Raw genomic sequence first — 13,590 nt, forward strand, 5'->3', positions numbered from 1 at the left:
GTACTAAGCAGAAGAAGTGCCGCGACACAAAAAAAGCCCCCCTCCCACGGGAACCGTCCAATATTACCTTTGGGAGAGAGGCGACTGTGTGCCTAGAATATTATTTTAATTAGCTGCAGTTCAGAAGTATTACACTTCCATGATGATTGGCAAAATCATCGGTCTGCGACGTGTCTGTTCATATAGGAAACGACCGAGGGCATCTTTGACGCTAGTCTTAAGTGAAGCCCATTCGTTCACGTTCTCGCTCATCAACTTCTCCAGCGTGCTGGACACGATCCGGTTCGCCTCTTCTAAGAGCCCTTCCGATTCACGCACATATACGAAGCCTCTGGATATAATATCCGGCCCAGAGACGATAGTGCCATCCTGCTTGCTCAGCGTAACAACGACGACCAGGATTCCATCCTGTGACAGAAGCTTACGGTCGCGAAGTACAATATTGCCTACGTCACCAACGCCAAGTCCATCTATCAGTACATTACCGGACGGAACTTTCCCTGCCTTGCGAGCTGCACCGTTCTGAATCTCAACAACATCCCCGACATCAACCAGGAAGATATTGTCTGGATCAACGCCAACGGATTCCCCAAGAAGCGCATGCTTGCGAAGCATCCGGTATTCACCGTGTACTGGGATAAAATATTTCGGACGCATCAGGTTCAGCATCAGCTTAAGCTCTTCCTGACTGCCGTGACCAGATACGTGCACCCCGGAATTTGAACCGCTATATATTACTTCCGCACCAAGGCGGAATAATTCATCAATCGTTCTTCCAACGTACTTCTCATTACCAGGTACTGGAGTAGCAGCGATGATAACGGTATCCCCAGGCAAAATATCGACCTTGCGATGTGTTGAACGCGCCATTCGAGTCAGAGCCGACATGGGTTCGCCTTGGCTGCCTGTACACAGAATGACTACACGATCTGCAGCCATTTTATTTACTTCTTCCGGCTCAATTAACAAGCCGTCCGGTACATTCAGATAACCGAGTTCAGAGGCAATCGTCACGACGTTCACCATACTGCGCCCGATGATTGTAACCTTGCGTCCTGTTGTATAAGCCGCATCAATAACCTGCTGAATCCGATGAACGTTGGAAGCAAAGGTCGCAACAACTACCCGCTGCTCGGCCTTGCTGAAGATATCATCAAGTACGATACCTACATTCTTCTCAGATGGCGTAAATCCAGGTCTCTCCGCATTCGTACTATCCGATAGTAGAGCGAGTACGCCGTTCTTTCCGATTTCACCCATACGATGGAGATCGGCAAACTGATTATTCACTGGCGTATGGTCGAATTTGAAGTCCCCCGTGTGAACGACATTGCCTTCTGGTGTCTCCAGACATACCCCTACGGAATCCGGAATACTATGGTTCGTTCTGAAGAAAGTAGCCTTCATCGTAGATCCCAGTTGAACTTCGGAATCCGCGTTAATAAGCACCCGCTTCGTTTCACCAAGTAGACCTGCTTCCTTCAGCTTGTTCTCAACCAGACCCAACGTAAGCTTAGTACCGTAAACAGGCACATTCAAGTTCTTGAGAACGTATGGCAAGCCACCGATATGATCTTCATGACCATGGGTAATCAAGATACCCCTTACTTTATCACGGTTCTCCATCAAGTAAGTAATATCAGGAATGACGATGTCAATGCCAAGCATATCTTCCTCCGGGAATTTTAGACCGGCATCGATAACGACGATATCATTGGCATATTGAACGACATACATGTTCTTTCCGATTTCGGCAACGCCGCCCAATGAAAAGATCATCAGTTTATCATTATTCATTTTTTTGGACAAGTGAATCTAACCCTCCTAATTTGTTTGGACGTCGTAAATTTTTGAATTTGTTGTTATGCACCCGATCAGTGCTCATTTAAATAAAACTATAAAAAAACTTAACCGCACCCAGTCACTTGAAATACATTATACATGATTAAAAAGATAAAAAACAAGTCAGCCGAATTTCCTGCATACCTTTACATTGCTCCAGAATAAAAAAAGCAATGCCTTGTTCAAGGCATCGCTTTATGGTTAAGTATCATAAATTTGGTTGTTCTTTGAACTAGTTCAGCAGCCCGCGAATGCACTCTGCTTCCGCCTCCGTCGGAGGGATAAGCGGCAGTCGAACCGAACCCACCGAATATCCGCGCTGGCTAAGCGCATACTTCACAGCAACCGGATTCGGGCATTCGAATAATCCCTTGAATACCGGCAGCAATCTTTGATGCAGCTTCGCTGCTTCGTCTACCTGTCCTGCCAGGAAGCTAGTGATCATTTCCTTCATCGGGCCGCCAACGATATGACTTGCAACACTTACAACCCCATAGGCCCCTACAGCCATAGCTGGGAGCGCAGCCGCATCATCACCGGAATAAACTTTGAAACCGGCCGGTGCAGCACTAGCAATCTCAGCCACCTGGTCCAGAGGAGCGCACTCCTTCGTGGCGACAATATTAGGGATTTGCGCCAATCTCAATGTTGTCTCGGCACTGATGCTAATGCCCGTACGACCTGGGATATTATACAGTACAGCTGGCAATGAAACCGAATTAGCAATTACAGAAAAATGTTGATATAACCCTTCCTGGGAAGGCTTATTATAATATGGAGCTACAAGCAATAGTCCATCTACACCCAGCTTCTCTGCTTCTTTGGACAATTCGATGGTGTGGGCTGTATTGTTGCTACCCGTCCCCGCAATAACTTTGCATCTACCAGCCACATGTCCTACCGTAAAGCGAAATAACTCCAGCTTTTCCTCGTCTGTCAATGTTGGAGACTCGCCGGTCGTACCGCACACTACCAGGCTGTCGGACTTCTGTTCCTCAATTAGATAATCGATAAGACGAGCTGTCTCGCCCCAATGAATTCGATTCTGTTTATCAAATGGTGTAACCATCGCTGTAATCAATCTACCGAAATCCATCTTCGTCTCCCCTCTCAATTCGCTGAATAAGCGGAATATAACTTATTTACAGGCTTAAGCTATCTACCGGCCCAGTTCAAACTTGGTATGCAAAGCCCGCAGTGCCGCTACCATATCATCCTGATTGACTAGTACCCAAATCGTCGTATTGGAGTCCGCAGATTGCAGAATCTGTACATTCTGCTCCGTTAATGCTTCAACGATTTTGGCCATAATTCCCGGAACTCCATTGATTCCACCGCCGATTACCGATACTTTGGCGCAGCCTGTCAGCACATCCGGTCTCAAGTCGAGCTGCTCCAATACATGTACCGCTTTATCCGAATCATGATCAAATACCGTATAAACGACTCCTGACGGGGTAACATTAATAAAATCGACACTGATTGAATTTTCTGCCATCGTCTTAAAGACCTGCAGCTGTAAGTACTCCTTATTGTTGCCACTAGATGCATCAACCTTGATCTGTGTCACATTGTTCACATAGGCGATGCCGGTAACATAACGGTCCAGAATGCCGAGTTGCACATCCTTGAATCCTTCCGGATTCGCAACGAGCGTTCCTTCGCTCTCCGAGAATGTGGAGCGTACGCGAACAGGTATACCTGATTGCATGGCAATTTCAACAGCCCGCGGATGAATAACCTTAGCCCCTTGATGAGCCATATTGCATATTTCAGCATAGCTCACATAGTCAAGCTGCCTTGCATCCTCTACGATTCTAGGGTCTGCTGTAAGGATGCCGTTCACATCCGTATAAATATCGACCATTTCAGCATGAAGCGCCGCACCCAGCGCCGTTGCCGAAGTGTCGCTTCCACCGCGTCCCAGTGTCGTAAAGTCGCCGATCTGATTTTGCCCCTGGAACCCGGTTACAATCACTACGTCTTTCTGCTCCAACTGCTCCAGCACTCGGGTAGGAACAATATCGAGAATTCTGGCATTGCCATAATGGCTATCCGTTCGGAAACCAGCCTGCGCCCCCGTCAATACGGAAGAAGAGATATTTTCTCTTTTCAGCAGGCTGCTAAGCATGGATGCGGAGATCATTTCACCACAGGCTAACAGTAAATCCTGTTCACGCGGCTCCAATGATCCCCCACCACGAGCAATAAGATCAAGAAGGGTGTCTGTTGCATATGGGTCGCCTTTTCGACCCATTGCTGACACCACCACAACGAGCCGGAAACCGTTAGCCAGCTCCCGGCGAATATGTGAGATGACGTAATCTCTTGCCTCCGGAGTGGAGAGAGAAGTGCCACCGAATTTTTGCACTAAGATGCGCATGGGTATTCCTCCAATTTACGTATGCGGAGTAAAGCTTGACTTTATTCCGTTATTCTAGGTTGTTAGGGTATCAAGTTTTATCCTTTGGCTGCAATAATCTCTGCAATTTGAACAGCGTTCCATGCTGCGCCCTTTTCAGCAGATTATCGGACACAATCTACAATTTCAGCGCCCGCGCATTGCCAAGATTACGACGCAGAAGGTCTATGAACACCTCCGTCTTGACGGCAGCTTCCGTAACCAGAGTCATAACTCTGCACTGCCGGATCGTCAACAAGCGTCACACCCGGTGCATCGGACAGCAAGCTTCTCACTTCATCCAGATCGTAACCCGTGCCAACTTGACATAGACCGACCTCAAAATGCCCATAAACAACCGGAATACGCACGCAGGTTGCTGTTGCCTAAGTTAATAGTCCTTCATATGCCCCTATGAATTGAACCGTTCTATAATGAGCGGCTGCAATTGCTTACCTTCAAGCGCCGCGAAGCAGGCCTCAGGAACCAGTTCCATCAGTGCCACAAGAGAATTCGGCTTCTCTACCGGATTATCCTGACCGAAAGGAACGAAGTATATATTCTTCGCGACGATAAGCTTGGCGATGTTCGCCAGATTAAACCCCAGACCATCATTCGTTGAAATGGCGACCACGAGCGGACGCCCATTGCGCATTTGCGCTTTTGCTGCCATCAGGACAGGACTATCTGTTACAGCATTCGCAAGTTTACTGGTCGTAGTTCCTGTACAAGGCGCTATAACCATGATATCTAGCAATTTCTTAGGTCCGAGCGGCTCGGCCTCGACAATTGTAGAAATGATATTATTCCCGGTAATATCTTGTAACTGCTTCTGCCAATCCTCTGATTTGCCAAAACGGGTATCCGTCGTAAGTACCGATTGGGATATGATCGGAACAACTTTAGCACCATCATCCACAAAACGTTGGATTTGCGGCATCACCTCAGCAAGTGTACAATGTGAGCCTGTTACCGCGTAACCTACCGTTACACCTTGCCAATTCACTCTTCATCCCCCCGTAAATGGAACTCTTCCGTAATCGACTGACACAATGTGTTCGCTATAATAATTCCAGCCGTTTTAGGAGCTACGATTCCAGGTAATCCGGGAGCAAGGAGCGCTTTGATTCCACGCTTCTCGGCGAAGCGGAAATCTGTTCCGCCAGGAGCTGAGGCAAGGTCGATAATTACCGTTCTTCTAGGCAATTTCGATATGATTTGCGCTGTGATTATCATAGTCGGTATTGTATTAAAAATCAAGTCAATATCGCTAGTGTAAGCGGTCAAATCCCTTGTCATAAAAGGCTCCCAGCCCATAACAGCAGCTCTCGCAGCATCCGCTTCCCTGCGGACACCTACCCTGATTTTCGCCCCTAATCCCTGCAAAGTCTTCGCCAGAGTGAAGCCTGTTCTCCCAATTCCAAGCACGACACAGGTCGAGCCGTGAATGGTTATATCAGTATTCTGAATTGCCATCATAAGGGCTCCCTCTGCTGTTGGAATCGAATTGTATATCGCCACATCATCACGATCAAGGAGTTCGATTAGACGAAAACCATACTCGGTGCTCATCCGTCGCAGCAAGCTCTTGGCCATGCCCGTGTATACCAGGGCTCCCTCCCGTATGGCCATGAACAGCTCCTGCTTCATCACCAGATCTCCGTTACCGAACGGCGCAGCGATAATTCCATTGTCATCACAGCCAATCACCGGCATGACGATAATATCGGCCTCTTGCAGCAAAACAGAAGACAACGCTTCATGCCTCACTCCGGAAGGCGAATTTTCCAACTTGTCGAAGCCAACCAGACGAACCAATGCATCCAGTTCAATACACTTATTAATGACTTCGACCTGCCTGGCATCTCCACCCAGGAACACAATTGTAAGACCGGTCAGCATTCAGGACGCCACTCCTTCCAGGCAATACAGTATAGAGCATAGTATGCCGATGCCTACCAAGTGGTGATGGAGACAGTAAACTTTTACACTGTCCCAAGCTGCTGTTCGGACTAGTCTGAGAAAATAGCAATGTTTCATCATACTGTGATAGTGAGGGCATGATAAATCTACAAATATACAAAAAACAAGCATACAGTACTTCAGTCATTCGACTGAGGCCTGCATGCTTGTATTTTTACTTCTATACTTACTTCGTTCCCGTATGGCCGAAACCGCCAGCCCCGCGTTCTGTGTCCGATAGTTCATCTACTGTAAGCAGGTTGACCACGGGTACAGTCTGGAATACCATTTGCGCAATGCGCTCATTTCGTGTGATTGTGAACGCCTCCTGACCCAAATTGATCAGAAGAACCTTGATCTCGCCGCGATAATCCGCATCGATCGTCCCAGGCGTGTTAAGACAAGTGATACCATGCTTCAAGGCCAGTCCGCTGCGCGGACGGATTTGCGCCTCAAGCCCAGCTGGCATTGCAATCGCAATTCCCGTGGGTACAAGGAACCGTTCTCCAGGCTGTAACCTGATATCCTGTGTTACTGCTGCATAAAGATCAAAACCAGAGGCAAGCTCAGACATTTTGCGGGGAAGCTCTACATCCTCATTGCCAGGCATACGTTTTAACTGCACATCAAATGACAAGTTCATCTCTCCTTAATCCGGATATTGCCCGGTCCGAAGCACCTACCATGGCAAGTGCAAACGGCTTCTTGAACATTTCCTTAATACAATAGTCTACATCATCCATCGTTACCGCATCAATACGATCTATCATTTGATCGAGGGTAAAATGACGTCCCAGCATCAGTTCATTCTTACCGAGACGGTTCATCCGACTCCCCGTACTCTCCAAACTTAGAATCAGGCTGCCTTTGAGCTGCTCCTTCCCCTTGCGGAGCTCGTTATCGGTCAGTCCGTTATGTGCGATATCATGCAAAATTTCCTTCGTCAAAGTCAGAACATCCTCGGTCTGTTTCGGCGCAGTTCCGGCATAGACCGTGAACAGGCCGCTATCCGCACTAGAGCTATGATAAGAATAGACAGAGTAGGCCAGACCACGCTTCTCGCGAATCTCCTGGAACAGGCGAGAGCTCATGCCGCCGCCAATCGCATTGTTAAGCAGCACCATCGCGTATTGTCTATCATCCCCGGTAGCAAGACCCGGAAATGAGAGACAGATATGATTCTGCTCCGTCTTCTTCTTATAGAACCTTAGCTTGCCGAGGAATTCAGGTACGACCAATTGATCGCTAATACCATGATTACTGAAACTCCCGAAATATTTCTCTAACAGCTCAATCAGAGAGTCATCGATATTGCCTGCAACACTAATCACTGTGTTCTCGATCGTATACTTTTCTCTCATATATTGGCGAAGATGATCTGGCGTCATCGCCAGGAGCTTCTCCTCGGTTCCAAGAATAGGTAGGGCCAGAGGATGTTCCCCATAGGCGGCTTCTGTTATGAGATCATGGACCATGTCATCCGGCGTATCTTCGTACATCGAGATTTCCTCCAGGATAACGTTCTTCTCTTTGCGAAGCTCTTCTGCATCAAACAGCGAATGGAAGAACATATCCGATAGCACATCAACTGCAATCGGCAGATGTTCATCTAGTACCTTGGCATAGAAGCAAGTATACTCCTTCGAGGTGAACGCATTAACATTACCACCGATCGCATCGAATTCCTCAGCGATGTCTTTGGCGCTGTATCTAGACGTTCCCTTAAACAGCATATGCTCAATAAAATGAGAAATCCCGCCCTGCTCCGGCGTTTCATTACGCGATCCGGTCTTCACCCAAATACCGAAGGAGACAGAACGGCAGGATGGAATTTTCTCCGTAACGACCCGCAGGCCATTGCTTAATTGCGTCTTATTCACTAAGGATCCTCCTAAAGGTTTTGCCCAGCAAAACTTGTTTCGTAAGCAATCATTTAAATGGATAGCTTGACAAGCAACCCGCGAATTGATAAATGCAATCCTATCCTATCAAAAAAAAGGCTACCGCTCAACTCCGGGTGTATCGATCCGGTCAGGAGACAAGGTCTCTTCCACCGTGCCCAGCTTGATTCCCTTGCGCTCGATCACCTGGATCATCCCTTTTAATGCATCTCGTGAAGAAGCGGTGGGATGCATCAGAATCAACGATCCAGGTTCAACCTTTTGAGCGATTTTCTGTACTATCGTGCTCGGTTCAGGCTTCATCCAGTCAACCGTATCTACCGTCCATAATACCGTTTTTAATCCTTGCTCAGCCGCCAGCTCGACAGTTCTCTGATCATAATCCCCGGACGGCGGCGCGAACCAGCGATTGTCTACCCCTAACTTCTCCTTCAACAGATCCTTTGTCTTCGATATTTCCAGCCGGGCCCGACTATCGTCCAATTGACTCATGTTCGGATGGGAATACGCATGATTCTCGAGCTGATGCCCTCTTTTTTGAATTTCCAGCGCCAGATCGGTATTCTTCTTCAGCCAGCTTCCATCAAAGAAAAAGGTCGCCTTCACCTTAGCTTCATCTAGCGTATCTAGCATCGGTATAATATACTCGTTACCCCAGGCTACATTAATCATAAATGCAGCCATCGGCTTGTTAGGATTACCGCGAAAGATCGGTGATGCCCCCAGATCATCCAAGCTGACCTTCGGCTTCAGCTCGCGATAGACGAATTCAAGCTTCTGGCCGGCGCCTGCTGCCTTAGCCTTCTCATAGGTCTTATCTATATCTACCTCACGACCATTGTATCCGGGAACGGCCTTCCATACTCGGTCATTGACCGCATCAATAGGCTCGATTCTCCTTTTATCTGCTTCGGCGCGAATTCGCGCCATCAAGGGATCATCCTCTTTCCGCTCCGCAAGTAAACCGAGTACGAGCTTATTGCCCTTCTCATGGTTGCCACCTGCTACAAATTTGTGAATACCAGCAAACTGCCCCAGCATCATCACGAGCAAGGTTGTTGCAACGATGACCGCCAGTTTTTTTCGACTCATGACAGACTCACCCCTTCAGCGGGTTTTGTCCTAATCTTATGAAGACAGGTCCTAGAATATGCGAAATATGCACAGTTTGGAAATAATCCTGTCCTTTTCAGAAAATTTATGTTATAATTACATCCGTTGAGTAAATTTAACCTCGTAAGTTCCTCGAAATTTCCTATTAACCCATCTAGAAGTGAAGAAAATTCCTATTTGATAACCCTACAAAGTAAGAGTTTTAAGTTTACGGAACGTTTGAAATTTTCTGATTCACACTGGAGCGGTCATCGGAGCCGCAAGGACGAAAGAGAGGCAGGGCTTTTGTTGTTTTAGAAGCAATGTACCGATTGATGAACTTCACAAATACGGAACCGTGTATAGCATTTTTTCTATTGTGCTGTCAGAGGTTAAATTTATAGAGTCGCTTTATTAGTAGTTCATGTTCAAAAAGTTCGGTTTTCAGCACCAAGAAGGTTGGATGAAGCTAGGGGCTGAGGAGCGGAGCGTACGTAGTTTGTACGTGAGCACCTGAGATGTTTCCGGAGGAAACATGACTTCGTAAGCATCCGCTTAGGCCCGGGTGAATTCAAGATTCGATGCCGAGTCTACTTCCTGATTCACTTCGTGTTAGATATAGAATTTATACGTTATCAGCGTAGCTGATGAATTTTATATCGCAAGAAAACCTACCTTTGGATCGCGGTCGCTCATCCTTGAATGACTTCGATTGGTTTTCTTATCAAAGGCGAAATTTTTGAACAACCTCTAATAGCGAATAATACACAAGTACCCGGCGATTGCTATCGCCGGGTACGTCCAATTTATAACCTAAATATCTTCATCTCTCTTTATATCGAGCTCAATTCTACATTTTTAACGATCTCTTCTCGATCCGAATCCGCAGATTCACCCTGCCATAGCAGTCGCATTTCTTCACAAGAGGCTAACAGATCCTGCAAAGTACCCTCGGCTTCGATTTGCCCGTCTTTCATAACAATAATATGATCCGCCCTACTTAACGCTGCACGTCGGTGCGATACGGCAATACAGGTCACATCCGTTTCCTGGAACAGTCCTTCCCATACCTTCTGCTCGGTCTCTACATCTAGCGCGCTAGAGAGATCATCAAATATATATAAGTCCGAATCTGTCATCATCATTCTAGCTGTCGCTGCCCGTTGGATTTGCCCGCCGGATAACATAACCCCTCGTGGACCAACATATGTATCCAGTCCGTCGTCGAGATCGGCTATATCTTTGTCCATGACGGACAAGCGAATCGCCCGCTCCAGAGTTTGCTCATCCGGCCTACCTTGAACGATATTCTCCTTCAATGTATCACTGAACAGGCGCGGCACCTGTGGAGTATAGGCCGCTCTTGGAGGGATCAGGAACTCGGCGGCATTTACCACCTTGCCATTCCACATAATATCTCCTTCTTCTTTAGGCAGAAGACCTAGCAGTGCCCGCACCAATGTTGATTTACCCGAGCCGATCCGTCCAGTTATCACGAGGAATTGCCCCCGCTTCAGTCGCAGATTCACTTGCGATATCCCACTGTCCGATTCCGGATAATGATAGGACAAGTTATTTACCTCGAGACTTTGCAGACGCTCCTCCGACTTCCTCTGGCGTACTGGCAGCGGCGGCGGCTCACTGTTTAGATAAGTCTCTCTCGCTTCGATAATTCGATCCTCTTCACCTGGCCTGAACAAGCTGCGCATTCTATCAAAAGATACTTTCAGACGTTTATGCTGATACACCATATAACCAAATAACGATATACTGAAGCCTATATTGGTAAGATAAGTCGTATATAGGGCAAAATCCCCTACTGTAAACCGTCCTGCCTTCATCTCTGCCGCACACATGAGCAAGATCAGCCCTGTGCAAATACTCAGTACATGCTGGTTCAGCGATCTCATCCACTGTTTGAACAAATTGTCCTTCAACGCCGCCTGACGCCGCTCCTCATTAAGCTCAGTAAACTTGCGATGCACATGCTCCTCAGCCTGACCAAGCTTGAGCGCCTGCACTGCCCCAAAGGTCTCAGCGATGAAGCTCGTAATGCGTCCGGTTGCCTCACGGTTCAACTGGCCGTATTTGCGCGCCTTGTTGCCGGACAGATTGTTCAGCAAGGTTACGATGAGTAGAGGGAGAATTGCAACCAGCGTGATCTTCCAGTTAATATTGGCCATAATGACAATGGACACGGTAGCAAATATCAGTCTGCCCCAGAAATCAACCCAGGACTCCACATATTCAACCACCTCATTCACATCATCCCGAAATCGGCTCATTGCCTCCCCAGGAGTCGCAGGCAAGTTCCGCCCCGGCCAGCGCATAATTCCAGCCAGCATGTTCGTACGCAAAATCGCCTGAATATGAAAAATATAAGTTACCCATTGAAAGAAGGCTGTAAAGAAGGTTCCCACGCGCAGAAATCTGACCAGCGCTAGGAAGATCAGTGGCGTGGCAAGCCACAAATAATTATCGCTCCCCATCGTCGCACGGTCAAAGAACCATTGCATTCCAAGGCCGAACAGGAGCGGCAAAGAGTGAAATACTCCCCACAGCAGTCCATTCAATATGAACAGGGACGGCTTATATCGGAATAGGCGGCTGATAAAGCCTGTAATATTCATGCCAATTCCTCCTCTCTGCCGGTTGCAAGCAATCTGGCATAGTGTGAATCTGGACGGCTAGCCAGTTCCTCTCGATCTCCGAACTCCAAGATCTGCCCATCACCGAGCACTAAAATCTTGTCAACCTGCTCCAACGTAGCCAGGCGATGCGCGATAATTACCCCGGTACAATTCTCCATTAGTGAGTCCACAGCTAACTGAAGCATCGATTCCGTAGCCGCGTCCAACCTTGATGACGGCTCATCCAGAACGACTAGACTCGGCTCGGTTAGAAATACACGTGTCAACGCGAACAACTGTGCTTCCCCAGCAGACAAGGATGAGCCTCCCGAGGACAGATGAGTATCCAGTCCATCCGGCAAAGCTTCGATCCATGTACTCAGCCCAAGGCGTCCTGTCGTCTCCAGAATTTGTTCATCCGATACCTCGGGATTAAATAGCGTTAGATTGTCACGCAGGGTTCCATCGAATAGCTGCACGTCCTGAGTAACCATCCCTACACGCTGATAGAGCGCAGGTAGATCCAGCTTCGTAATATCGATGCCTCCGATTCGAATTACCCCTTGATTGATGTTATAGAGTCGTAGTAGAACACGGCTAAGACTCGATTTGCCACTCCCCGTTCGACCGATAATCCCGAGTCGCTCCCCGGCTTCAACCCGGAACGTCAGATCGTTCAAGACGGGCTTATCCTCGCTATAGTGAAATGATACCGCTTCAAATTCTAGACTTAGAGCACCTTCGGGCAATAACTCCTGATCCCCACCTATAATCTCGCTGCGGCTTGACAGCAATTCTCTGGAGCGAAGCATACCGGATTTCGCCTTTTGGAACTCCTGCACCTGATCGCCAAGCATTTCGATCGGATCATTCAACATCTGTGTATATTGATAGATGAGAAACAGCATACCCAGCGATATTCTACCTGTTAAATAATAATGAACGCCGAGCAGCAGCACAGCAGTTACGGCGAGCGCAAACAGTACAACTGTCGTGTTCCAGGGAATGATCCGCAACATCCATGCCCTTCGTCCCGTAATTGCTACCGAGCGCATCGCGCGGTAGAATCGATTCATCACATAAGGCACATGTCCGTTGGCCTGAACATCCTCGATCCCGGCGATTCGCTCCTCGATTAGACCGAACAGAGCCGCACTTGCTTCCCGTTCTTTCTTGGACGACTGCACACCCAGATTGCGGATGATAACCATGAACAGAATAGCGAGCAGTGTGAACAAAGTCATTACACTAGCGATTAAAGCGTTAACATTGAACATATACCCTAATATCCCGGCCAACAGTACGAAGCTCCCAATAACTTGAACAATGAACATAGCGAAAAAATTTGAGATCCCCGTAACATCGCCATCGACTCGCTCGATCATTTCTCCTGGCGTCTTCAGATTATGAAACCGCATATCCAGCTTCAGACAGTGTCTGAGCAGATCGCCGCGCAACTTGTTCGTCGATCTCCAGGCGACATCATTGCCTATGTAGCTTACGGCTACTGTAATTAACTGATTGCTTACAGCCACCACGAGAAAAGCGCCTGCAAGCACCAGAAGACTGGATACGAGACCGTCCGCAGCGGCCGTATCGATAAAACGTGCCACAATCTGCGGATTAATGAGCTGCAGAGCTGTTGAGGCAAGCAGCATGACAACTAGAAGCGCAAGCTTCCCCCTGACCGGTTTCAAATAGGTTAAGAGCCAGGTCATTGATAATTTCTCTTTTGTAGCCATCTCGCCCCTCCCCATTCTTG

At 47.9% G+C, this 13,590-nt stretch carries 10 protein-coding genes and 1 pseudogene; all 11 read right to left on the minus strand.

Translation table 11 applies throughout. The annotated features are described in order from the left end of the window. Nucleotides 1–129 precede the first annotated feature (129 nt). The 11 genes and pseudogenes from ABD014_RS13740 to ABD014_RS13790 all read right to left on the minus strand — a co-directional run bounded on the left by ABD014_RS13740 (nucleotide 130) and on the right by ABD014_RS13790 (nucleotide 13,570). The gene (locus tag ABD014_RS13740) at nucleotides 130–1,809 is read right to left on the minus strand and encodes a ribonuclease J (RefSeq protein WP_343861923.1); all 1,680 of its coding nucleotides are present in this window, start codon (nucleotides 1,807–1,809) and stop codon (nucleotides 130–132) included. Between the two features lie 265 nt (nucleotides 1,810–2,074). After that, nucleotides 2,075–2,938 carry a 4-hydroxy-tetrahydrodipicolinate synthase gene (gene dapA / locus ABD014_RS13745; protein ID WP_343861925.1) on the minus strand — a complete coding sequence of 288 codons (864 nt, stop codon included), beginning with the start codon at nucleotides 2,936–2,938 and terminating at the stop codon, nucleotides 2,075–2,077. Nucleotides 2,939–3,001: 63 nt separating this feature from the next. After that, nucleotides 3,002–4,225 carry an aspartate kinase gene (gene dapG / locus ABD014_RS13750; protein ID WP_343861926.1) on the minus strand — a complete coding sequence of 408 codons (1,224 nt, stop codon included), beginning with the start codon at nucleotides 4,223–4,225 and terminating at the stop codon, nucleotides 3,002–3,004. Between the two features lie 77 nt (nucleotides 4,226–4,302). After that, a pseudogene (locus ABD014_RS13755) lies at nucleotides 4,303–4,626 on the minus strand (Asd/ArgC dimerization domain-containing protein); the annotation flags it as partial. Nucleotides 4,627–4,655: 29 nt separating this feature from the next. After that, nucleotides 4,656–5,249, minus strand: coding sequence for a dipicolinate synthase subunit B (locus ABD014_RS13760; RefSeq protein WP_343861928.1), 594 nt, complete (start codon nucleotides 5,247–5,249; stop codon nucleotides 4,656–4,658). Continuing rightward, the gene (gene dpsA, locus ABD014_RS13765) at nucleotides 5,246–6,145 is read right to left on the minus strand and encodes a dipicolinate synthase subunit DpsA (protein WP_343861930.1); all 900 of its coding nucleotides are present in this window, start codon (nucleotides 6,143–6,145) and stop codon (nucleotides 5,246–5,248) included. The genes ABD014_RS13760 and dpsA overlap by 4 nt, the downstream gene beginning before the upstream one ends. A gap of 247 nt (nucleotides 6,146–6,392) precedes the next feature. Then, nucleotides 6,393–6,842 (minus strand): dUTP diphosphatase, encoded by a 450-nt coding sequence (dut, locus tag ABD014_RS13770; protein ID WP_343861932.1) that lies wholly within the window; start codon nucleotides 6,840–6,842, stop codon nucleotides 6,393–6,395. Then, nucleotides 6,832–8,085 carry a M16 family metallopeptidase gene (locus ABD014_RS13775; protein WP_343861934.1) on the minus strand — a complete coding sequence of 418 codons (1,254 nt, stop codon included), beginning with the start codon at nucleotides 8,083–8,085 and terminating at the stop codon, nucleotides 6,832–6,834. The genes dut and ABD014_RS13775 overlap by 11 nt, the downstream gene beginning before the upstream one ends. Before the next feature lie 120 nt (nucleotides 8,086–8,205). After that, on the minus strand, nucleotides 8,206–9,198 hold the full coding sequence (locus ABD014_RS13780; protein ID WP_343861936.1) for a polysaccharide deacetylase family protein: 993 nt from the start codon (nucleotides 9,196–9,198) through the stop codon (nucleotides 8,206–8,208). A gap of 833 nt (nucleotides 9,199–10,031) precedes the next feature. Beyond that, complete coding sequence (locus tag ABD014_RS13785) at nucleotides 10,032–11,828, minus strand: ABC transporter ATP-binding protein (protein ID WP_343861938.1); 1,797 nt, start codon at nucleotides 11,826–11,828, stop codon at nucleotides 10,032–10,034. Further along, a complete protein-coding gene (locus ABD014_RS13790; protein ID WP_343861940.1) occupies nucleotides 11,825–13,570 on the minus strand; it encodes an ABC transporter ATP-binding protein in 1,746 nt (581 codons plus the stop codon). Before ABD014_RS13790 ends, ABD014_RS13785 begins: the two co-directional genes overlap by 4 nt. Nucleotides 13,571–13,590 lie beyond the last annotated feature (20 nt).

Origin of the sequence: Paenibacillus motobuensis, assembly GCF_039521865.1 — a bacterium.
GTDB classification, from domain to species: domain Bacteria; phylum Bacillota; class Bacilli; order Paenibacillales; family Paenibacillaceae; genus Fontibacillus; species Fontibacillus motobuensis.

What these genes read in the sequence shown, in the direction of transcription:
- dapA (WP_343861925.1), bottom strand. Translation starts at nt 2,938, where the DNA reads ATGGATTTCGGTAGATTGATTACAGCGATGGTTACACCATTTGATAAA.
- dapG (WP_343861926.1), bottom strand. Translation starts at nt 4,225, where the DNA reads ATGCGCATCTTAGTGCAAAAATTCGGTGGCACTTCTCTCTCCACTCCG.
- dpsA (WP_343861930.1), bottom strand. Translation starts at nt 6,145, where the DNA reads ATGCTGACCGGTCTTACAATTGTGTTCCTGGGTGGAGATGCCAGGCAG.
- ABD014_RS13780 (WP_343861936.1), bottom strand. Translation starts at nt 9,198, where the DNA reads ATGAGTCGAAAAAAACTGGCGGTCATCGTTGCAACAACCTTGCTCGTG.
- ABD014_RS13785 (WP_343861938.1), bottom strand. Translation starts at nt 11,828, where the DNA reads ATGAATATTACAGGCTTTATCAGCCGCCTATTCCGATATAAGCCGTCC.
- ABD014_RS13790 (WP_343861940.1), bottom strand. Translation starts at nt 13,570, where the DNA reads ATGGCTACAAAAGAGAAATTATCAATGACCTGGCTCTTAACCTATTTG.